The sequence below is a fragment of the Aquihabitans sp. McL0605 genome (genome assembly GCF_049993875.1).
Taxonomy (GTDB): domain Bacteria; phylum Actinomycetota; class Acidimicrobiia; order Acidimicrobiales; family Iamiaceae; genus Aquihabitans.
The window spans coordinates 3903650-3925332 of record NZ_CP188252.1; the positions used below are offsets into that span (position 1 = coordinate 3903650).

Annotated in this window: 17 protein-coding genes; 7 read left to right on the forward strand and 10 right to left on the reverse strand. The window is 72.8% G+C overall.

The annotated features are described in order from the left end of the window. Positions 1–8: 8 nt before the first annotated feature. Positions 9–404, reverse strand: a complete 396-nt coding sequence (gene nirD, locus ACPPVX_RS18040) for a nitrite reductase small subunit NirD (RefSeq protein ID WP_426571963.1) — start codon at positions 402–404, stop codon at positions 9–11. Further along, complete coding sequence (gene nirB, locus ACPPVX_RS18045; protein WP_426571964.1) at positions 401–2938, reverse strand: nitrite reductase large subunit NirB; 2538 nt, start codon at positions 2936–2938, stop codon at positions 401–403. Before nirB ends, nirD begins: the two co-directional genes overlap by 4 nt. A gap of 240 nt (positions 2939–3178) precedes the next feature. Here nirB and efeU point away from each other — a divergent pair, with 240 nt between their 5' ends. The 3 genes from efeU to efeB are packed head-to-tail and all read left to right on the forward strand — an operon-like array spanning position 3179 to position 6587. Next, positions 3179–4057 (forward strand): iron uptake transporter permease EfeU, encoded by an 879-nt coding sequence (gene efeU, locus ACPPVX_RS18050; RefSeq protein ID WP_426571965.1) that lies wholly within the window; start codon positions 3179–3181, stop codon positions 4055–4057. Then, entirely contained in the window at positions 4057–5238 is a 1182-nt protein-coding gene (gene efeO / locus ACPPVX_RS18055; protein WP_426571966.1) for an iron uptake system protein EfeO, read from the forward strand. Before efeU ends, efeO begins: the two co-directional genes overlap by 1 nt. 20 nt (positions 5239–5258) lie before the next feature. Next, positions 5259–6587 carry an iron uptake transporter deferrochelatase/peroxidase subunit gene (gene efeB, locus ACPPVX_RS18060; protein WP_426571967.1) on the forward strand — a complete coding sequence of 443 codons (1329 nt, stop codon included), beginning with the start codon at positions 5259–5261 and terminating at the stop codon, positions 6585–6587. A gap of 14 nt (positions 6588–6601) precedes the next feature. On the opposite strand, the gene ACPPVX_RS18065 is transcribed toward efeB, so the two are convergent. From ACPPVX_RS18065 to ACPPVX_RS18085, 5 genes are read right to left on the reverse strand one after another with little or no spacing between them, the layout of a single operon-like run. Next, positions 6602–8149, reverse strand: a complete 1548-nt coding sequence (locus ACPPVX_RS18065) for an acyl-CoA synthetase (protein WP_426571968.1) — start codon at positions 8147–8149, stop codon at positions 6602–6604. A gap of 48 nt (positions 8150–8197) precedes the next feature. Then, positions 8198–9193 carry a GNAT family N-acetyltransferase gene (locus ACPPVX_RS18070; protein WP_426571969.1) on the reverse strand — a complete coding sequence of 332 codons (996 nt, stop codon included), beginning with the start codon at positions 9191–9193 and terminating at the stop codon, positions 8198–8200. Next, complete coding sequence (locus ACPPVX_RS18075; RefSeq protein WP_426571970.1) at positions 9190–9903, reverse strand: GNAT family N-acetyltransferase; 714 nt, start codon at positions 9901–9903, stop codon at positions 9190–9192. The genes ACPPVX_RS18070 and ACPPVX_RS18075 overlap by 4 nt, the downstream gene beginning before the upstream one ends. Continuing rightward, on the reverse strand, positions 9903–10910 hold the full coding sequence (locus ACPPVX_RS18080; RefSeq protein WP_426571971.1) for a hypothetical protein: 1008 nt from the start codon (positions 10908–10910) through the stop codon (positions 9903–9905). Before ACPPVX_RS18080 ends, ACPPVX_RS18075 begins: the two co-directional genes overlap by 1 nt. Positions 10911–10937: 27 nt before the next feature. Continuing rightward, entirely contained in the window at positions 10938–12119 is a 1182-nt protein-coding gene (locus tag ACPPVX_RS18085) for a hypothetical protein (RefSeq protein WP_426571972.1), read from the reverse strand. Positions 12120–12286: 167 nt separating this feature from the next. Between ACPPVX_RS18085 and ACPPVX_RS18090 the strand changes: the two genes are divergently transcribed. From ACPPVX_RS18090 to ACPPVX_RS18100, 3 genes are all read left to right on the forward strand, one after another. Further along, on the forward strand, positions 12287–13366 hold the full coding sequence (locus tag ACPPVX_RS18090) for a Zn-dependent alcohol dehydrogenase (protein WP_426571973.1): 1080 nt from the start codon (positions 12287–12289) through the stop codon (positions 13364–13366). 105 nt (positions 13367–13471) lie between these two features. Continuing rightward, the gene (locus tag ACPPVX_RS18095) at positions 13472–13993 is read left to right on the forward strand and encodes a hypothetical protein (protein WP_426571974.1); all 522 of its coding nucleotides are present in this window, start codon (positions 13472–13474) and stop codon (positions 13991–13993) included. Then, complete coding sequence (locus tag ACPPVX_RS18100; protein WP_426571975.1) at positions 13990–15702, forward strand: NAD-binding protein; 1713 nt, start codon at positions 13990–13992, stop codon at positions 15700–15702. Before ACPPVX_RS18095 ends, ACPPVX_RS18100 begins: the two co-directional genes overlap by 4 nt. Before the next feature lie 18 nt (positions 15703–15720). Here the strand turns inward: ACPPVX_RS18100 and ACPPVX_RS18105 are convergent, their stop codons facing one another. Continuing rightward, a complete protein-coding gene (locus tag ACPPVX_RS18105) occupies positions 15721–16941 on the reverse strand; it encodes an RNA polymerase sigma factor (RefSeq protein WP_426571976.1) in 1221 nt (406 codons plus the stop codon). Between the two features lie 13 nt (positions 16942–16954). Further along, positions 16955–17302 carry a YciI family protein gene (locus tag ACPPVX_RS18110; RefSeq protein WP_426571977.1) on the reverse strand — a complete coding sequence of 116 codons (348 nt, stop codon included), beginning with the start codon at positions 17300–17302 and terminating at the stop codon, positions 16955–16957. 123 nt (positions 17303–17425) lie between these two features. On the opposite strand from ACPPVX_RS18110, the gene ACPPVX_RS18115 reads away from it, so the two are divergent. Next, positions 17426–17923: a pyridoxamine 5'-phosphate oxidase family protein gene (locus ACPPVX_RS18115; protein WP_426571978.1), complete on the forward strand. Its 498-nt coding sequence runs from the start codon at positions 17426–17428 to the stop codon at positions 17921–17923. Between the two features lie 7 nt (positions 17924–17930). Here the strand turns inward: ACPPVX_RS18115 and ACPPVX_RS18120 are convergent, their stop codons facing one another. Then, positions 17931–21629, reverse strand: a complete 3699-nt coding sequence (locus tag ACPPVX_RS18120; protein ID WP_426571979.1) for a tetratricopeptide repeat protein — start codon at positions 21627–21629, stop codon at positions 17931–17933. Positions 21630–21683 lie beyond the last annotated feature (54 nt).

Consider the following 21683-nt stretch of genomic DNA (forward strand, 5'->3'; position numbering starts at 1 on the left):
GGGGACGGTTACGGGGTCGTTTCGGGCCCGTTGCTCGGAGGTGATGCTTCGGCGCCCACCAGCACCGTGCCGTCCCCGTCGATCCGGGTCGGCCAGGTGGCGATGCGCCGGTCCCCGTCGAGGCAGGCGCCCGTGACCAGGTCGAACCGCTCCTTGCGCAGGGGGGAGGCCACGTAGGTGACGACCTCCCCGTCGACCTGGGTCTGGCCGATCAGGCCGCGCGACAGCACCGAGGCGCCCGAGCACGGATCCAGGTTGGCGATCGCGAGCACGGTGCCGGCGCCGGTGCGGAACAGGGCGACCGCCTCGCCGTCCACCAGGGCGGCGACGCCGCGACCGATGACCATCGAGTCGAGGGCGCACACGCCCACCCAGGTCTGCCGTTCGGTGTCGATCAGGGTCATGCCATCGCTCCCACGAGCTCGTCGGGTCGGGCGGGTCGGATCTGGTGGCGCTCCCGCACGAACACCACGGTGGGGTCGGGCTCGTCGGGGGCGTTGACGAAGGTCACGAACCGGGCGAGGCGCTGCGGGTCCTCGAGCGTGGCCGCCCACTCGCACTCGTAGGCGGCGACGTGGGCCTCCATGGCCTCCTCCAGCTCGGCGCCCAGGCCGAGCGAGTCGTCCATCACCACCGCTCGCACGTGATCGATCCCGCCGTCGAGCGCCTCGATCCACGACGCCGTGCGCTGCAGTCGGTCGGCGCTGCGCACGTAGAGCTCGACGAAGCGGTCGATCGAGCGGATCAGCGATTCGTCGTCGAGGTCCTCGGCCAGCAGCTCGGCGTGGCGGGGGCGCATGCCGCCGTTGCCGCCGACCCAGAGGTTCCACCCCTTCTCGGTGGCGATGACGCCGACGTCCTTGCTCTGCGCCTCGGCGCACTCGCGGGCGCAGCCCGACACCGCCATCTTGATCTTGTGCGGCGAGCGGATGCCCCGGTAGCGCTCCTCCAGCAGGATCGCCATGGCGGTGGAGTCCTGCACGCCGTAGCGGCACCAGTTGCTCCCCACGCACGACTTCACGGTGCGCAGCGACTTCCCGTAGGCGTGGCCCGACTCGAAGCCGGCGTCGACGAGGCGCCTCCAGATGACCGGCAGCTGCTCCACCCGGGCGCCGAACAGGTCGATGCGCTGGCCGCCGGTGATCTTCGTGTACAGGTCGAAGTCGCGGGCGACCTCACCGATCGCGATCAGGCCCTCGGGCGTGATCTCGCCGCCGGGGACCCGGGGCACCACCGAGTAGGTGCCGTCCTTCTGGATGTTGGCCAGGAAGTGGTCGTTGCTGTCCTGGAGCGCCGCCTGCTCGCCGTCGAGGATGTAGCCGTTGTCGAGCGAGGCCAGGATCGAGGCCACGGTCGGCTTGCAGACCTCGCAGCCGCCGGGGGCCACGCCGTAGCGGTCGAGGACCTCGGCGAACGTGGCGTGGCGCCGCACCCGGATCAGGTCGTACAGCTCGACGCGGCTGTGGCCGAAGTGCTCGCACAGGCCCGTGGCCGCCGTGGCCGATTCGGTGCGCAGCAGCCCCTCGAGGATCGGCACGCATCCGCCGCACCCGGTGCCGGCACGGGTGGTGGCCTTCAGCGCCTTGAGGGTGTCGCAGCCCTCGGCGATGGCGCCGCACACGGCGCCCCGGCTCACGTTCTCGCACGAGCAGATCCCGGCGGACGGATCGGCGGCGGCGGGGACGGCGCCGGTCGGGGCGGGCTTGAGCAGCGCCCCGGGATCGTCGAGGGCGCGGCCCGAGCGGAACCGGTCGAGGATCGGCCCGAACGCCGACGAGTCGCCCACCAGGACGGCCGCCCGGACCCGGCCGCCATCGTCGACGTCGAGGCGCTGGTACGTGCCGGCCACCGGGTCGTCCCACACCAGCCGGTGGCCGCCCTCGGCCTCGTGGACCGAACCGACGTTCGCCACCTCGACCCCGAGCAGCTTCAGCTTGGTCGAGAGGTCACCCCCGACGAACCGGTCTTCGGGCTCGGGTGCCCCGAACGCCGCCGCGGCCAGGTGGACGGCGGCGACCCTGGCCATCTGGTAGCCGGGCGCCACCAGGCCGAAGTGCCGTCCTGCCACCACCGCGCACTCGCCGACCGCCAGCACCGCCGGGTCCGACGTGCGCAGCTGGTCGTCGACCAGCACCCCGCCGCGCTCGCCCACGTCGAGCGAGGCGCTCCGCGCCAGGGCGTCGTCGGGCCGGATCCCCGCCGAGAACACCACCAGGTCGGTGGCCAGCGGCTCGCGGCCGTCGAAGGCCAGCGCCGTGGGCTGCGTGCCGTCGTTCTCGATGGCCTGGGTGGCGCACGAGGTGTGGACCTGCACGCCGAGGCGCTCGATGTGGCGGAGCAGGGTGGCGCTGCCGCCCTCGTCGAGCTGGACCGGCATCAGGCGGGGCGCGAACTCCACCACGTGGGTCTCGAGCCCGAGCTGGAGCAGGGCGTTGGCCGCCTCCAGGCCGAGCAGCCCGCCGCCCACCACCACGCCCCGCCGGACCGATGGCCGGTCGGCGGCCGCCGCGATGGCCTCCAGGTCGTCGATGGTCCGGTAGACGAAGCAGCCGGGGCCGTCGTGACCCGGGACCGGCGGCACGAACGGCCGCGAGCCGGTGGCCAGGACCAGCCGGTCGTAGCGGAGCACCTCGCCGGATGCCGTGGTGACGGTGCGCGCCTCGCGGTCGATCGCCACCGCCGGGTCGCCCAGCAGGAGCCGGATGCCGTGGTCGCCGAAGAACCCCGGCTCGACCAGGCTGAGCGCCCCGGCGTCGCGGCCGGCGAACCACGACGACAGCCCGACGCGGTCGTAGGCCGGGCGGGTCTCGCCGCCGACCACGGTGATGGCCATGGCCCGCGTGGCTCCCGCCTCGGCCAGCGAGACGAGCAGCCGGTGGCCGACCATGCCGTTGCCGATGACGACGAGGCGGAGCGGAGATCCGGGCGCTGATGGCATGGGACCACCAAACCCGCTGGGCGTTGCCCCGCGGTTTCCCTCCTGTGAACCGGTTGGGTCGGCCAGCGGGGCGCCGCGGCCCCGAGGGTGTGCGTCAGCGCACAGCCCCTGGGAGCCGGTGTGCGGAACCTGGCGCGCGACCGTGATGAGGCGGGCGATGTTCAGGTTGCTTTACAAGAGGGTGTAGGTCTACGGTTCCGTCGTGGTCAACGATCCTGTCCGACACGTGCGCGGCCTCTGATGTTCGCCAACTACCTCATCGGCCTGCGTGAGGGTCTCGAGGCGGCACTCGTCGTCGGCATCCTCGTGGCGTACCTGGTCAAGACCGGTCGGCGCGACCTCTTGCCGTGGATCTGGCTGGGCGTGGGCATCGCCGTCGCCATCTCGATCGGCTTCGGTGCGCTGCTGACCTACGGCCCCCGGGGCTTGAGCTTCGAGGCGCAGGAGGCCCTCGGCGGCACGCTGTCGATCATCGCCGTGGCCTTCGTGACCTGGATGATCTTCTGGATGGCGCGCACGGCTCGCGGGCTCAAGGGCGAGCTGGAGAGCCGCATGGGCGTGGCCGCGGAGGGTGGCGCCGTCGCGCTGGTCCTCCTGGCGGTCCTCGCCGTCGGGCGCGAAGGCCTCGAGACCGCCCTGTTCCTGTGGGCCGCGGCCCAGGCCACCGGTGACACCACCCAGCCGCTGATCGGTGCGGTCCTCGGCCTCATCTCCGCCGTGGTGCTCGGCGTCCTCATCTACCGGGGCGCCGTCAAGCTCAACATGGCCAAGTTCTTCACCTACACCGGCGCCATCTTGGTGGTCATCGCCGGTGGCGTGCTCTCGTACGGCATCCACGACCTGCAAGAGGCCGGGGTGCTCCCCGGCATCAACAACGTGGCCTTCGACGTGAGCGCCCAGATCCCGCCGAGCAGCTGGTACGCCACCCTGCTCAAGGGCACGGTCAACTTCAACCCCACCACCACGTGGCTGCAGCTCATCGCCTGGGTGCTCTACGTGTTCCCGGTGCTCTACCTGTTCTTCCGCACGGTCAGGAAGCCGATGTCGGCGGCTCCCACGGCCCCTGCGGGCGAAAGCAACACCACCACCAACCAACCCCAGATCGTCGGAGGTCCCTGATGTCGAGGCGTTCCCTTGGCTTGCTCGGAGCGCTGCTGCTCCTCGTCCCCGTGGCTTCGGCCTGCACCGACAACAACTCCTCGTCAGCGTCGTCCGACGGCCCGTCATCCGACTCGGGCAAGCTCACGGTGACCAGCACCGGCGACAAGTGCACCGTCTCGGGCACCACCGCCCCGAGCGGCACCCTCGTGTTCAAGGTCACCAACAAGGGATCCCAGGTCACCGAGTTCTACCTGCTGGGCGAAGACGGTCTCCGCATCGTCGGCGAGGTCGAGAACATCGGCCCCGGCCTCACCCGCGACCTCGTCGTCCAGGCCGCGCCCGGCAAGTACACGGCGGCGTGCAAGCCCGGCATGGTCGGCGACGGCATCCGCTCCGACTTCACGGTGACCAAGTCGGGCTCCTCCGACCAGGCCACCGGCAAGGCCGCCGACCTGCTCGCCACCGCCACGTCGCAGTACGCGGCCTACGTGCGCGACCAGACCGAGCAGCTCGTCACCCAGACCAAGGCGTTCGCCGAGGCCTACCGCGCCGGCGACGACGACAAGGCCCGTGCCCTCTACGCCTCCGCCCGCATGCACTGGGAGCGCATCGAGCCCGTCGCCGAATCGTTCGGCGACCTCGACCCTCGTCTCGACCTCCGCGAGGCCGATCTCGAAGCCGGCCAGGAGTGGACGGGCTGGCACCGCATCGAGAAGGACCTGTGGCCCCAGGACGCCACCGGCTACACCCCCGCCACGCAGGCCCAGCGCAAGGAGCTCGCCGACCAGCTGGTCGCCGACACCCAGGAGCTCTACAGCCGCACCCGCAAGCTCACCTACACGCCCACCCAGCTCGGCAACGGGGCCAAGGAGCTCCTCGACGAGGTGGCCACCGGAAAGGTCACCGGCGAAGAGGAGGCGTGGAGCCACACCGACCTCTGGGACTTCCAGGCCAACGTCGACGGTGCTCGCATCGCCTTCGAGAACCTCGAGCCGGCGCTGAAGCTCAAGGATCCCCAGCTCGCGAAGACGCTTGCTGCTCGCTTCGCCGCCCTGCAGGTCCTGCTCGACCAGTACGCGGTGGGCGACGGGTTCAAGCACTACGACGAGCTCACCAAGGCCCAGGTCAAGGAGCTGGCCGATTCGGTCAACGCCCTGAGCGAGCCGCTCTCCAAGCTCACCGCCGCCGTCGTCCTCTGACGCGGCCAGAGGAGCACGCCGTGGACACCCCGACCCCTCCCGACACCGCACCGCCCACCGGGGCGCAGGCACCCCGCGTGTCGCGCCGCCGCCTGCTCGGCTACGCCGGCGCCGGCGTGGTGGCCGCGGGTGCGGTGGCGGTGGGCGGGGTGGCGGTCAGCCGCGACGATGGCGGGTCGGCCGAGGCGGGGCCGGGGGAGGCGGAGTCGTACCCGTTCTACGGCGCCAACCAGGCCGGCATCGTCACGCCGGCCCAGGACCGGCTCCACTTCGCCGCCTTCGACGTGACCACCACGTCGCGGGCCGAGCTGGTGCAGCTGCTGAAGGCGTGGACCGCGGCCGCCGCCCGCATGACCCAGGGCGACCCGGCTGGCACGTACGGACCGGTCGACGGTCCCTACCAGGCCCCGCCCGACGACACGGGCGAGGCCTTCGGGCTCCCGCCCTCGCGGCTCACCATCACGTTCGGCTTCGGCTCCTCGCTGTTCACCGACGCAGATGGCAACGACCGCTTCGGCCTGGCCGCCAAGCGCCCGAAGGCCCTGATCGACCTCCCCCACTTCCCGGGCGACAAGCTCGATGCGCTCCGCTCCAACGGCGACCTGTGCATCCAGGCGTGCGCCGACGATCCGCAGGTGGCGGTCCACGCCATCCGCAACCTCGCTCGGATCGCCTTCGGCGCCGCCGGGGTGCGCTGGTCCCAGCTCGGGTTCGGACGCACCTCCTCCACATCGACGGCGCAGAGCACCCCGCGGAACCTGTTCGGCTTCAAGGACGGCACGGCCAACCTCAAGGCGGAGCACCCGAAGGAGGTGGCCACCCACGTCTGGGTCGGTCCGGGTGACGACGCCAAGGCCGATTGGCTCGCCGGCGGGAGCTACCTCGTGGCGCGGCGGATCAACATGCACATCGAGACCTGGGACCGCACGTCGCTGCAGGAGCAGGAGACCATCATCGGGCGCAACAAGGGCGAGGGCGCGCCGCTGTCGGGCGGCACCGAGTTCACCGAGCCCGACTTCGACATGCAGGGCGCCGACGACAAGCCGATCATCTCGAAGACGTCGCACGTGCGCCTGGCCCACCCCGATCAGAACGCGGGCGTCGAGATGCTCCGCCGCGGCTACAACTTCACCGACGGCAGCGACGGCCTGGGCCGGCTGAACGCCGGCCTGTTCTTCCTGGCCTACCTCCGAGATCCCGTCAAGCAGTACGTGCCGATGCAGACCACCCTCGCCCGCGACGATGCGCTGTCGGAGTACCTCCAGCACACCGGGTCGGCGCTGTTCGCCATCCCGCCCGGGATCACGCGCAAGGACGCCTACATCGGCCAGTCCCTGTTCGAGGGCTGACCCGGTCGACCGCCTCAGATCTGGCGGTCGATGCCTTCCCAGTACGGGTCGCGCAGCTTGCGCTTGATCAGCTTCCCGTTGGGCTCGCGGGGGAGCGTCTCCACGTAGTCGATCGTCCTCGGGAGCTTGAACTTCCCCATGCGGGTCCCGGCCCAGGTGATGATCTCGGCCGTGAGCTCGTCGCTGGGCTCGAAGCCCTGGTGGAGCTCGACCACGGCCTTGATCTCCTCGCCCCAGTCGGCGTTCGGGATGCCGAACACGGCGACGTCCTGGATGGCCGGGTGGTTGATGAGCTCGCCCTCGATCTCGGCCGGGTAGATGTTGGCCCCGCCCGAGATGATCATGTCGGCCTTGCGGTCCCGCAGGAAGAGGTAGCCGTCGTCGTCGAGCTCGCCGAGGTCGCCCACGGTGAAGAAGTTCTCGATGCGGTTGGCCTTGGTCTTGGCCGAGTCGCCCTTGTACTCGAAGTCGGCCATGAGCTGCATGTAGACGGTGCCGATCTGGCCGGCGCCGAGCTGGTTGCCCTCATCGTCGTAGATGCGGATCTCGCTGCCGGGCCAGGGGAGGCCGACCGACCCGGGCTTGGCCATCCACTCCTTGGCGCCGATGACCGTGCCGCCGCCCTCGGTGGCCGCGTAGTACTCCTGGATCGTGTCGCCCCACCACTCGATCATGGTGCGCTTGACCTCCTGCGGGCACGGGGCAGCGCCGTGGATCATGTTGCGCAGGGAGCTGACGTCGTAGCCGGCGCGGACGTCCTCGGGGAGGTCGAGGAGCCGGACGAACTGGGTGGGGACCATGTGGCTGTAGGTGACCTTGTAGGTCTCGATCAGCCGCAGGGTCTCCTCGGCGGTCCACTTGTCCATGAGCACGACGGTGTGGCCGAGGTGCAGGGCGTTGCCCGTCCACATCAGCACGGCCGTGTGGTAGAGCGGCGACACCGTGAGGTGGACGTGGCCGTCGTGGGCCTGGATGTCGAACAGGTTCGGCAGGTACGCGAGCAGCTCGCCCATGTCGCTGGGGTCGATCTCGAACAGGCCGCGCTTCACGCCCTTGGGGCGGCCGGTGGTGCCGGAGGTGTAGTGCATGGCGGCACCGGTGCTGCGCCCCTCGGGGTCGGTGGACGGCTGGCCGTCGGTCAGCTCGGCGACCGGCCGGAAGCCCTCGATCGTGCCGACGGCGAACGACGCCTCGGCGGAGAAGCCGGCCTCGGCCGCCGCGTTGGTGGCCACCTCGGCGAAGCGCTCGTGGGCGATGAACACCTTGGCGTCGCTGTCGCCGAGGATGTAGGCCACTTCGGGCCCCACCAGGTGCCAGTTGACCGGGGTGAAGTAGAGGCCCACCTGGAGGGCGCCCAGGTAGAGCTCGATCAGCTCGGTCGAGTTGGGCATCAGCACGGCGACGGTGTCGCCGCCCTGCAGCCCGAGCGCACGGAACCCGTGGGCCGCCCGGTTGGCCCGCTCGAGCAGCTCGCCCGCGGTCAGCTCGGTGCCTTCGGGACCCACCAGCGCGAGGTGCCCCGGGTCAGCTTCGGCCAGTCTCCAGAATCCAAGATCTCCCATGGGCGGGGACTGTACGAGAAAACGAGAACGCGTTCTAGTTCTCGGCGATCAGCGGATCTGGAGCCGCCGCCGGTAGAGGCGGTACGCGGTGCTGCGGGCGTGCTCGAGCACGCCGAAGCGCGACCGGCGCAGCCAGGGGAGGACGTGGGGCTCGCCGCCGTACTTGGCCTTGTAGGAGCCGCCGCCGCCGAAGTTGAACCGGACGGCGCCGCGGTCGCGCCAGGTGCGCAGCGCGCTCCACATCAGCGCCTCGTTCGGGAGCAGGTGCTGGAGGCGGCGCTCGCTGCCGCCCATCCAGTACTCCGCGGTGCCGCCGGCCATGCCGGGGAAGATGCCGGTGGCGGCCAGCTCCCCGTCGGCGGTCCGCGCCTCGAGGAGCAGCAGGCGGCCCGTGGGCCCCAGGTGGCGGATGAGGGCCTCGACCCGCGCCTGGGGGTAGGTCGGGGTGAGGTCGCGCTTGGCGAACGCCTCGCTCACGTGGGCGTAGTAGTCGGCGGCGAAGGTGCCGGGATCGGCCGGATCGACCGGGTCGACGACGATCCCGTTGCGCAGGGCTCGGCGCACGTCGCGCCGCCCGTTGCGCTTCATGGTCGCCAGGAGGTCGTCGTCGGGGGCCAGGTCGAGCTGGTAGCCGGGCAGGCGCCCGATGACGTAGCCCTGCGGGACCACCTGCTCGTCGAGCAGCTCGCGGTCGGCCACCTCCAGGTGGATGGCACGGAGGTCCCGGAACGCGAACCGGGCCAGGCCCTCGAGGACCGCCGTCGGGTCGGCGCCCGGCTCCAGGTCGAAGCCCATGGCGGGGGTGGTCCACCCCCGCAGCGGGCTGCCGAGGAACGTGAGCCCGGCCCGCCGGATCGTCGCGCCGGTGAACCACCCGACCGGTGTGGTCCCATCGACGATGCGGGCCGCCACCGGCTCCGCCCCCTGGGTCTCCACGAGGAAGTCGAGCCAGGCCCGGGTCTGGAACACCGTGCGCGTCGCCCGCTGATCGAGGTCGGCCCACGGGACGACGGGGAGCGCCACCCGCTCGAACGAGATGGTCATGCGGCCAGCCGCCGGCCGGTCAGCCCCGCGAGGGCGAGGCTGGCGAACCCGCCGGTCGGCGTGCGGGTCACCGTGAACCCGAGCGATGGGTACAGGCGCGAGGCGGCGGGATCCGTCAGGTCGAAGCTGCAATCGAAGCGGGTCGACCCCAGGGCCCTGGTGTTGCCCAGCGCCGCCTCGACCAGGAGCTTGCCGATCCCGTGGCCCCGACGATCGTGGTCCACCAGCACGTACACGCAGAACGCGACGCCGGGCCCTTGCTCGGGCCGTGGCCCCCACGCCGGTGGCTCCGGGGCGTCAGCCCCAGACCCAGGGGGGCCGGCCGGCGGCACGAGCGGGGCGGGAGGAGCGGTGTGGGTGGCGGCGCGCAGCCGGCGCCGGCGGCGGAGCCGGTAGGGGAGCTTCCTCGCTCGGTGCCCGACCAGCTGGGCGGCGGCGACCGGGTGCCGCCACATCCAGGCGCGGTAGTACGCGGGGAGGTCGCTGTTGACCACGAGCGCGGTGCCGGCGCACTGGCCGTCGACCTCGGCGATCACCACGGTGGTCAGGGGGCGAGGCCGGACGGCGTCAGCCAGGAACGCCCGGTAGACGGCGGGGCGCCGCGATCCGGAGATGTGGGCGCGGTTGCGGATCAGGTACGGGATGAGGTCGTCGATCTCGCCGGTCCTGACCGATCGGACCGCCACCTCGCCGTCGATGGCCTCCGCCATCAGTACGGGTCCCGGATGCCGCGCACCCGCCGCAGCACGCGGCGGGTCTCGGCGCCCGCTCGGGTGCTCACCTGGTCGGTGATCCACCGGTTCTCCAGCCGGCTCCGCTCCCGCCCGGTCAGCGGGGCATCGCCGGCTCGTTCGGTCCGCAGGTGATCGAGGATCGCCGACACCGGGGCGAACCAGCCCCGGCGCTCGGCGACGCGCTGGAGCGCCTCGACCACGCGGGGATCGGGCACGCCGTCGGGGTCGGTGAACTTCAGCCCCAGGTGGGTGTAGAGGATGCAGGCGCCCCCCTGGGCCTCGAGGCGGTCGAGCCGCTCCGGGGCGAGCAGCTCGACGAAGGCGTCGGCGGTGGGGGCGTGGCTCGCCGCGAACCACCAGTTCACGTAGGGCCGGACCGGATCGTGGTACGGCATGGGAGGGCAGGCGTGGAGCGTGTCGATGTCGTGGTAGGTGAAGTTGCGCCAGTAGTCGACGCGGTCGCGGAGCAGGTCGCCCCAGAAGTACTCGCTGGTGGGGATCTCCCCCTCGGTGGGGCGGCGGTTCGGTCGCGCCGCCCGGGTGCCCAAGGCGTAGGCGTGGCTCCGCAGCCCGGTGAGGCGCCGGGATCCCCAGTACATGGCCTCGAAGTTGCCGACGTGGTCGGCGCCGATGCGCGGGTCGTGGCCGAAGATCTCGGCGAAGCGGTCGAGGGCCCGCTCGGTGGTGGGCCGCTTCGAGGGGTGGTCGCTGGCGTTGTGGATGCCGATCTCGTGACCGGCCGCCTGCAGGTCGAGGGCCCAGGCGCGGTAGTCGGCGTCGTCGCAGGTGGTGCCTCCGGTGCGGGCAGGGCCGTCGGGCAGCACCGGCCAGACCGTCTTGGTGATCCGGAGCCCGGCCGCGGTGATCGCGTCGTACACCGGAGGACCGTTGAGCAACGTGGTCATGTCGGTGTCGTCGAAGATCGAGAAGGCGAAGGCGGCGCCCCCTGGCCAGCGCGGGCCAGGCCGGGGATCAGGGGTCAAGCGGTCCTCGCAGCAGTCGGTGGGGCGTCACGATAGCGGGCGGCCGTTCGGCCCCTGGGGTGGCCGGCCCACCGTCGCGAGCACGGAGTGGGTCGGCGCGCAGTGCACGAGCGCCAGCCCGGCATCGGTGAACGGGACGACCGTCGGGGGGTTGATGTAGATCACGAGGAGCGGACGCGGCCGGGCGGCGAGCGCGGCTGCGGTGAGGCCCGCGAGGCGCTCCACCGATGCGACCCCGAACGGGTTGTTCAGGAACAGGACGCCCGTGTCGAGCGGCAGCGGCGCGTCCAGGGCGTCGCCGACCTCGACCGCACCGGCGCGCCCCAGTCGCGCCTCGGCCCGGGAGGCCAGCCCCGCGTCGAGCTCGCGGCCCAGCACGGCGGCAGCCCCGGCGCGCTCGGCCGCCTCGAGCACGCGGCCGTCGCCTGCCCCGATGTCGACGAACCGGGTGGCCCAAAGGGGCGGCGGCACCAGGGCGAAGGCGCGCTGGAGGGTGCGGTAGCGGGTGACGGCGAACGGCGTGGTGCCCGCCGGTGCGCCCGGCACCGGCTCCTGGCGGGCGCGGCCGGGGGTGGAGGCGTGCCGCACGGCCTCGCGGCCCTCGGCGATGGCGGTCCGGGCCAGTTCCGGTGCCGCTCGCCAGTCGGCTCCGGCCAGGCGGCGGACGGTCCGCCGCGTCCGGGCAGGGAGGCGGGCGATGACCCGCCCCGGGACCGGGAGCGGATCGGTCACCAGCCGCCACGGGTAGCGCAGCGGCAGGCTGAGGACCGTGCCGTCGGCGGTCGATCCCGCCATCCAACCGGCGGCGCGCAGGGCCGGGGCCAGCGGACCGGAGGCGGGAAGGAGGATGTCGAGGCGTCGGGCCCCGTCCGGCACCAGGGCGCGGCCGGCGCACTCGATCGCGGCCGTGGCGAGGACGTGGTCCGCGGCATCGGCCACGGCCAGGCGCTCGACGGTGAGGACGCCGCGGTGGCGCTCTCCCCAGCGCTCGGCTGCGGCCCGATCGGCCGATCGAGCCGGCCAGGCCGCGTCGTCGGGGACCACGGCCGGTGCCGCGTCCCTCAACCGGCCGGTGTCGAGCGCGGCGACCGCGGCGACCGGGCCGCCGACCGGCCGGGACTCGAGCCCGGTGCTCACGCACGGGTGGCGGTGCCGGCCGAGGGTCACCTCCGCCACGACCTCGGCCGCGACCGTGACGGCGACCGTCACCGACCCCGACCGTCGGTTGTGCGCTGTGGCTGACCCCACCCCCGGCTCCTCAGCTCGCCCGCCGTCCATGGTACGGGCCACGGCAGGGCCGGCCCCGAATGGAAATTGGAACACGTTCTACTAAGGTCGCTCAGGCCAATCCCAGGGGAAACCAAGGAGCACAAGACATGCGCGCTGCGCTGCTGCACAACACCGGTGACGAGAAGCTCGACATCGTCGACGACCTCGAGGTCGACGCACCGAACGCCGGTGAGGTGACCATCAAGATCGAGGCGACCGGCGTCTGCCACTCCGACCTCCACGCCATGCAGGGCTCGCTGCCCCAGCCGGCTCCGTTCGTCCCGGGTCACGAGGGCGCCGGCATCATCTCCGCCGTCGGCGACGGCGTCACCGCCCTGGCGGTCGGCGACCACGTCGTCGTCGCCTGGAGCCCGCCGTGCGGCAAGTGCAACAACTGCGTCGAGCGCAAGCAGCCGCACCTGTGCGTGATGATCCAGTTCGCCATCGCCGGCACCCCCCGCTTCACCCGCAACGGCGAGCCCGTGTTCGGCATGGCCGGCACCGGCACGTTCGCCGAGTACCTCACGGTGCCGCAGGAAGCGGCCGTGAAGATCGACGACGACATCCCCTTCGAGATCGCCTCGCTCATCGGCTGCGGCGTCTCCACCGGCGTGGGCGCGGCCATCAACACCGCCAAGGTGGAGCCCGGCTCCAAGGTCGTCGTGTTCGGCTGCGGCGGCGTCGGCATCGCCGCCATCCAGGGCGCCCACGTGGCCGGTGCGTCGATCATCGTCGCCGTCGACCTCAACGAGGACAAGCTCGAGCTGGCCAAGACCTTCGGCGCCACCCACGGCTGCAAGCCCGACGACCTCGCCGCCCTCCAGGCCGAGCTCACCGGCGACGGCTTCGACTACGCCTTCGAGGCCATCGGCCTCCCCGTCACCATGCGGGCCGCCTACGACGCCGTGCGCCGCGGCGGCACCGCCTGCGTGATCGGCGTGGGCGCCATGGACAAGGAGGTCTCGTTCAACGGCTTCGAGATCTTCTTCTCCGAGAAGAACTTCATGGGCAGCTACTACGGCTCCGTCGACGTGCGCTCCGACTTCCACCGGCTGCTCAGCCTCTGGAAGAGCGGCCAGCTCAACCTCGACGGCATGATCACCAACCGCATGAAGATCGACGAGATCAACGACGCCTTCGACATCATGCGCAAGGGCGAAGCCATCCGCACCGTCATCACGTTCTGAGACTTCGTCTCAGACCTGATCTGTCGCGGGTCCACCTGAATCGCACGTGAGCAGCCGGGGCCTTCGGGCCTCGGCTGCTCCGCGTCGCGTGCCAACATCGTGAGGGTGGGCGACGCGGGCGGTGCGGACGAGCTGTGGATCGGGGTCACGGGCCACCGCACCCTGGCCGACCGGCCCAAGGTGCTCGCCGGCGTCGACCTGGTGCTCGACCGCCTGACCGCCGGCTCCGACGCGTCGCTCGTGGTGGTCTCGAGCCTGGCCGAGGGCGCAGATCGCCTGGTGGCGCAGCGGGTGATGGCACGCGGCGGCCGTCTGATCGCCCTGCTGCCGTTCGCGCCGGTCGACTACATCGCCGACTTCGCCACCGTGGCTTCGGTGCAGGAGTTCACCGATCTGGTCGCAGCGGCCGATGAGAGGGAGGTGATCCTCGGCGCCCCCGCAGACGACTCGACCCGTGAGGCGGCGTACGAGCGCGCCGGCCGTGCCGTCCTGGATCGCTGCGACGTGCTGCTCGCCCTCTGGGACGGCCAGCCGGGGCGGGGTCGGGGCGGCACCGCGGAGCTGGTCTCCGAGGCCACGCTGCTGGGCCGCCGCGTCGAGGTCATCCCGGTGGAGCGCGGGCGGTGAGCCTCCTGTCCGACACCCGGAAGCGGTGGTTCCTGCTGGCGCTGCTGTGGGCGGCGATGCTCGTGATCGGCATCACCGGCTTCATCAAGCAGGGCTCGGCCCACGGCGTCGATCGGGGGACCTTCGACAACCTGTACCTGACGCTGCAGCTGGCGACGATCGACTACAGCGGCAGCTCGGGCCCGATGAACTGGCAGCTCCAGCTGGCCCGCTTCGTGGTGCCCATCCTGGCGGCCAGCACCATCCTCCAGACCGCGTCGGTGGTCTTCCGGGAGGAGTTCCGGCGCTACCGGCTCCGCTACGCCAAGGACCACGTCATCATCTGCGGCCTCGGCGAGACCGGCGCCCGCCTGGCCACGGCCTTCGTCGCCGCCGGCCAGCACGTGGTGGCGATCGAGCCCGACGCTGCGGTCGCCGCCCGGTCGGGTGTGGCCGAGCAGGTGGACCACGTCCTCCAGGGCAGCGGCACCGACGAGGCGCTCCTGCGCACGGCGGGCATCGATCGGGCGCGGCGGATCGTGGTGTGCTCGGGCAGCGACGCCGTCAACGTGCAGATCACCCAGGTGATCGCTCGGGTCAGCGCGTCCCGGGCGAAGGCGCCGGTGCGGTGCGCGGTGCAGCTCGGCTCGGCCAACCTGACCGGCCTGCTGCGGTCGGCCGACCTGGAGAGCCGCGGCGGCGCCCGGATCAGCTACTTCAACCTGCACGAGCGGGCCGCCCGCGCCCTCCTCGCCGATGACGGGCCGCCCGCGGTCGAGGAGCAGGCGGTGCCGCACCTGATGATCCTCGGGCTCGGCCAGTTCGGGCGCAGCCTGGTGCTCGCGCTCGCGCAGCAGTGGGCCGACGCCCACCCCGGCGTGAAGCTGACCCCGACGCTCGTCGACCCGAGCGCCCGCGGGAAGTGGGAGGCCCTTCGCCTCCAGCACCCGGCGCTGGACGACGTGTGCGAACCGACGCTGGTCGACCTCGACCTCGAGGTGCCCGACCCCGACGCGATCGACGACTTCCTCGCCCTGCTCGCCCAGGATCCGCCCAGCTGGGTGGCCATCGCGGTCGCCGACGAGACCACCGCGCTCGCCCAGGCCGGCTTCATGCACCAGCACCTGGCGTGGGGCCAGGTTCCGATCGTCGTGCGCATGCGGACGCAGTCCGGTCTCGGGGGTCTCCTCCAGCCGCTCCCCGACGGCGCGCCCGCCCTGCCCGGGGTGGAGCTGTTCCCGTTCCTCGACCGCACCTGCACGATCGCCACGGTCGACGGCGGGGTGCGCGAGCAGCTCGCCGAGGCCGTGCACGAGGACTACCTGGCCCACCTCGCCCCCGACGCGCCCACCTCCTCCTTGGCGCGGCCGTGGGCGGAGCTGACCGACGCCGACCGCGAGCTCAGCCGCAAGCGGGTCGACGGCATCACCGCCGACCTCGATGCGCTCGGCCTCGACCTCGTCCCCCTGCGCCGGTGGGGGGCACCCGAGGTCACGCTCACCGCCGACGAGGTCGATCAGCTCGCCGGCCGTGACCACCAGCGCTGGTTCGACGACCGCACCGCGGCCGGCTGGCGCCACGGCGAGGTCCGCGATGACGAGGACAAGCGGAACCCGTTGCTCGTGCCCTGGGAGGACCTGCCCGACGACGCTCGATCGTTCAACCGGGCGACCGCCGACGAGCTGCTCCCGATGCTCGCCCGGAACGGCTTCGAGGCGGCTCGCCGCTAGCCGGATCGGCCCGCCCGGTCAGCTGGTGGTTCGGACCTCGGCCCGGCGGCCCTCCAGGAACCGGCGCTCGGGCCCCGGTCCGGACCGGGCGATCGCGGCGTCGTAGGCCTCGGCCGCCTCGTGGGGCCGGCCGAGCCGGCGCAGGAGGTCGGCCCGGGTGGCGTGGTACGGCACGTAGTCGGGCAGATCGAGGAGGTCCACCTCGGCGAGCGCCTCCTCGGGCCCGGCCACCTCGGCCAGGGCGACCGCCCGGTTGAGCTGGACGACCGGTGTGGGCGAGAACGACAGCAGCTGGCCGTAGAGCGCCAGGATCTGGACCCAGTCGGTGGCGGCCGCCGTGGGTGCATCGGTGTGGACGGCGGCGATGGCTGCCTGCACCTGGTAGGTCCCCGGCTGGTTGCGGCGCAGGCACCGCCTCACGAGCGCGTGGCCCTCGTCGATCTCGGCCCGGTCCCACCGCTCGCGGTCCTGGTCGGCCAGCAGGACGAGGTTGCCGTCGGCGTCCTCCCGGGTGGCGCGGCGGGCATCGGTGAGCAGCAGCAGCGCCAGCAGGCCGAGGGCCTCGGGCTCATCGGGGAGCAGGGCGACCAGCAGCCGGGCCAGGCGGATGGCCTCGTCGCAGAGGTCGGTGCGGACCAGGGCGTCGCCCGTCGAGGCCTGGTGGCCCTCGGTGTAGATCAGGTACACGACCGCCAGCACCGACCGCAGGCGCACCAGCAGCTCGGAGCCGACGGGGACCCGGTACGGGATCTTGTTGACGGCGATCTTGCGCTTGGCCCGGACCAGCCGCTGGGCCATGGTGGCCTCGGGCACCAGGAAGGCGCGAGCGATCTCGGGGGTCTGGAGCCCGCCGATCAGCCGCAGGGTCAGGGCCACCCTCGCCGCGGGTGCGAGCGCGGGGTGGCAGCACGTGAAGATGAGGCGGAGCTGGTCGTCGGGGAGACCGGCATCGTCGATGGGGTCGGCGGGGGTGGCCATGGCGGTGGCTTCGGCCTGGCGGGCGTCGCGGGTCGACTCCCGCCGCAGGCGATCGATCTCGCGGTTGCGGGCGGTGGTGGTGATCCAGCCGCCGGGGTTGGGCGGCAGGCCCGTCTCGGGCCAGGTCCGCAGCGCCACCACGAACGCCTCCTGGACCGCATCTTCGGCAACGTCGATGTTGCCGAAGGTGCGGATCAGGGTGGCGGTGGCGCGGCCGGACTCCTGGCGGAAGATCCGTGCGATCTCGTCGGCCGTGGGCAAGGGGGCCGGAGCCTCACTCGCCCTGGAACGGGCGGACCTCGACGGGGCCGCCGCAGGCGGCCGAGCCCTGGGCGGCCAGGGCGAGCGCAGCATCGAGGTCGGGCGCCTCGACGACCCAGAAGCCGCCGAGCTGCTCCTTGGCCTCGGCGAAGGGGCCGTCGGTGGTGATGGTCTCGGCGCCGGTGGCGTCGACCACCGTGGCCATGTCGGGGGTGTGGAGCCCGCCGGCGAACACCCAGGCGCCGCTGGCCTGGAGCTCGGTATTGAACTTGTCGACCGCCTCGTACGCGGCCTGCTGCTCGGCCTCGGGGGTGGCGGCCTGGCCGTCGACGTAGTGGACGGAGAGGAGGTACTGGGTCATGTGCTCATCCTTCGATCGAGGCCGGCCCGTTGCCGGCCCTCAGCACTACTACGAACGCCGGCGCCTCGGATCGACCGGTCGGCCGAGGATTCGCAGATTTCTTTCCCGATAGGGTCCGCAGCCATGGGGACCAACGAGCGCAGCAAGATCGAGATGACCGACGACGAGATCGAGGCGTACCTCGATCGGAGCCGCACCGCCACCATGGTGACCAACGGTCCGTCGGGCCATCCGCACGCCGTGGCCATGTGGTACGCCGTCGTCGACGGGGCCATCTGGTTCGAGACCAAGGCCAAGTCGCAGAAGGCCACCAACCTGCGGCGCGACCCGAAGATCACCGTGCTCATCGAGGACGGCCACACCTACGACACCCTGCGCGGCGTCTCGCTCGAGGGCACCGCCGAGATCGTCGACGATCCCGAGGCGCTGTGGGCCGTCGGCGTGAGCGTGTGGGAGCGCTACAACGGCCCCTACACCGACGAGATGAAGCCGCTCGTCGAGTTCATGCTCAACAAGCGCGTGGCCGTGCGCGTCGACGTCACCCGCACCCGCAGCTGGGACCACCGCAAGCTCGGCATGGACCCGATCCCGCTGGGCGGCACCACCGCCGAGTTCCTGTAGCCGCTGCCTAGTTCTGGGGGGCGTTGACCGCGGCGATCATCTGGTCGAGCTGCTGGACCATGGGGGCGACGGCGTACCGGGCGGCCATGGCCCGGGCCTCCTGGAGGGCGGCGAGGGCCTCGGGCGTGCGGCCGAGCTGACCGAGCAGCTCGCCGCGGTTCGCCGTGGCGAACAGCACCCCTTGCGCGTTGCCGACCGCCTGGCTGAGCCGCAGCTGCTCGTCGACGCAGGCCAGTGCACCGGACAGATCGCCCTGCTGCTGCTTGACGATGGCCCGGTTGCCGACGCATGCGGCCAGGCCGATCTGGTTGCCGGTGCGGCGGCACACCTCGTCTTGCTCGTCGAGCAGCGCGGATGCGCCGGCCAGGTCGCCGCGGGCCAGCACCACGAGCGCGTGGTCGCCGAGCGCCTGCTGGAGGGCGTCGTCGTCGCCGAGGGCCCGGGCCGCGGCGGTGAGGTCGTCGAACACCGGGCCGGCCTCGGCGGATCGGCCGGTGCCGTTGAGGTGCTGGAGGGCCTGGGCCCCCACCTGCTGGGCCTGCTGCCACGCGCCGCAGCGGACGCACGCGTGCGTGCACGACACCAGGTCGTCGGTGGCCGACGTGTCGTCGCCCAGCACGCTGTGGACCTGCCACCGGTTGTTGAGCAGGGGGACGAGCACCATCCAGAGGTTGCGCTCGCGCAGCGCCGGCTCGGCCGCGTCGTACCAGGCCAGCCCGTTCGGCAGGTCGTTGCCCGCGATGGCGACGTTGCCCAGGTTCACCTGCGAGGTGGCCACCGCGGCCGGGTCGCCGAGCCGGGTGGCGACGGCCAGCTCCTCCTGGTGGGCGGCCGCGGCGCCCGGAAGGTCACCCAGCTCCCGGCGAGCCGTGCCCTGGCTGCCGAGCGCCAGCACGAGCGCGCCGGTGGCGCTGGCCTCCTTGGCGGTGAGGACGGCCTCGTCGGCGAGGCGGGCCATGTCGGGCCAACGGCTCTCCTCCGACGCCACCCGCGCCTCGCCGTCGAGCACCCGGGCCAGCAGGGCGCCGTCGCCCATCCGGCGCACGAGCGCCTCGGCCTCGGCGTTGCGGGCCGCGGCCTCGTCCCGACGACCGAGCTGCCGGAGCGTGGTGCCGAGGTTGAGCAGGGCCTCGGCCTGGGCACGGAGGTCGCCCGCCTCGACGGCCCACACCCGGTACGCGTCGAAGCGCTCCACCGCCGCGGCGGGGTCGCCCCGGTCCGCCAGGATCGCGGCCTGGCCCACGAGCGCGGCCCCGAGCCCGGAGGCCTCGCCGACCGATCGGCAGAGGACCTCCTGCTCGGCGAGCAGCACCATCGCCCGGTCGTGCTCGCCGAGCTGGCGGAGGGCACCGGCGTGGTTGCCGAGGCTGGCCTGCAGTCCCCACGTGTTGCCGGCCCGACGGCACAGCTCGGTCTCCTCGGTGAAGGCGGCGCCGGCCGCCTCGAGCTCGCCGCTGTCGCGGCGCGCCAGCCCGAGGTCGCCGAGCGCGGCCTGCAGGAGCACGTCGTCGCCCGCGGCGCGGCTGAGGGCGACGGCCTCGGTGAGCGGCACCTCGGCCTCGTCGAGCTGCCCCTGGAGCCAGAGCGCCGCGCCCAGGTTGACCAGCGACGCGCGCAGGCGCGCCGGCGCCCTCTCCTCGCCGGGTGAGCCGCCGGCCCGGTAGTGATCGACGAGGAAGCGGTTGAGGGCCAGCGCCTCGGTCGGGTGGCCGGCGTCGGTCACGAGCCGGGCCACGGCCCACGCCTGCTCGGGGTGGGCGGCGGGGTCGGTGAGGACCGGCCGGTAGCCGTCGACCACCGAGCGCCCCGCCTCCTCGGCGCGGGCCCACTGGCGACGGAGGTCGGCGTGGGCGATGGGGTAGGCGACGTCGAGGTAGGCGAGGTCCGAGATGGTGCGGACCAGGCCGTCGGTGTCGCCCGCCGCCAGCTGGGCCCACGGCAGCTCCTCGACCACGCGAGGGCCGAGGGGCTGGGTCGCGAAGTACCCGGCGACGGTGGTGGCAGCGGCTCGGCGCGCCTCGTCGGTGCGGAGGTACCGGTCCTCGACCGCCTGGCGGTGCAGCGGCGTGGCGAACCCGAGGACGCCGGAGCGGGTGACGAGCCCGTCCTCGGCGGCCAGGACCAGCGGCGACCACACGGCGTGGGTGACCGGCTCGCCGCCCGGAGCGCCGAGCAGCTCGAGGAGCTCGGGCTCGGACAGGCCTCGCCGCGACGCCCACAGCGCGCGCATGGCGTCGCCGACCAGGCCCGGGCGCTCGCGCTCGAAGTCGGCCTCGTAGCGGTCGAGCACCTGTTCGAGCAGGTCGTCGACGGTCTGCGCCGCCAGGTACCGCTCGATCACCTCGCCGAGGGTGAAGTGGTCGCCCCACTGGCGGAGCTCGTCGAGCACCGTCCGCAGGAACAGCGGGTTGCCGGTCTGGGCGGCGCCGGCCAGCCGGTCGACGTGGGCCGCGTCGAGGCCCTTCGACCACCGCCCGAGGAAGGCGGCGATGAACTGCCGCCGCTCGGTGTCGTCCAGCGGCGGCACCTCGCCGACCGGCCAGCCGCGGCGCGCCGCCTCGTCGACCGCCCGCTGGTCCGCCGTCGTGATGATGACCCGCACGGTCGCCGGCACCTGGACCGGCAGCCACGTGAGGTCGGGCGCGCCGTCGACGTCGATCAGCAGCTCGGCCCCGTCGACCACCACGATCGGCCGGGTCCCGTCCGCGCCGGCCCGCTCGATCGCCGAGAACAGCGCGGCTCGGCGGCCGGCGGCATCGTCGGGGAGCAGCGCCACGTCGACCGACGGATCGAGCGCGCCGACGAGGCGGGCCGCCATGGCGCGCCAGTCGGACGCGTCGGAGGTGGCCCCGACGTGGTGGACGAACGCGCTCCGGTCACCGCCCCACCGGGCGACGAGCGGGGTGACGTCGGACCCGGGCTCGCCGTGGAGGACCAGCGGGGGAGCGGTGCCGTCGACGTACCGGTCGAGCGCGGCCACGACCCCTGGCCGATCGATGTGGCCGGCGCGGCGCGCCGCGCCGAACGCGCGGTGGGCGTCGGCCTCGCGCTCGAGCGGATCGGGCACGTCGTCAGCGGGGAAGAGCTGGTCGACCATGGCCGTCAGCTCGACGAGGACCTGGCGGCCCAGGTCCTCGGGCGACAGGTAGTCGGCGCACGGATGGCCCGAGGCGCGGACCCGGTCCTTCAGCTGGTCGAGCTTGGCGACGTTCTCGGGCTCCGCCTCTCCGAGGAGCTCCTGCTCCGCCGGGGGCCGAGACGCCATCCACGATGGGTCGCGCAGGTGGAAGAACGTGTGCCCGGCGGCATCGGGGTCGTTGAGGGCGCCGTGCAGCACCTCCATCTCGGTGACCGACGTGCCGGGCAGGGTCCCCAGCCAGGGCAGCTGCTCGACGAGGTTCGGCGGCAGCTCCTCGGGCACCCACCCGTAGCGCTGGCCGAGCAGGCCGAGGAAGAACGGCCGGCTGCGATCGATCTCGGCCAGGCAGATGGGCAGGACGGCGCCCTCGGCCTTCTGCTCGTCGGTCACGCCCCAGCGCAGGTCGACCTCGGACCAGCCGACGCCGCGCTCCTCGCACAGCCGCCGGACCTGCGGGAAGACCCGCTTGACCAGCTCCTCGCGCTCGTCCTGCATGTCGCGGAACGTCGACGACACGAACACCCGGATCGCCCGCTCGCTCCCGAACCCCACCTCAGCCCCAGCCATGGCGGAGATCCTGCCAGCGCCCGGACCGACCCACACGCGCTCCGCCGACCGACG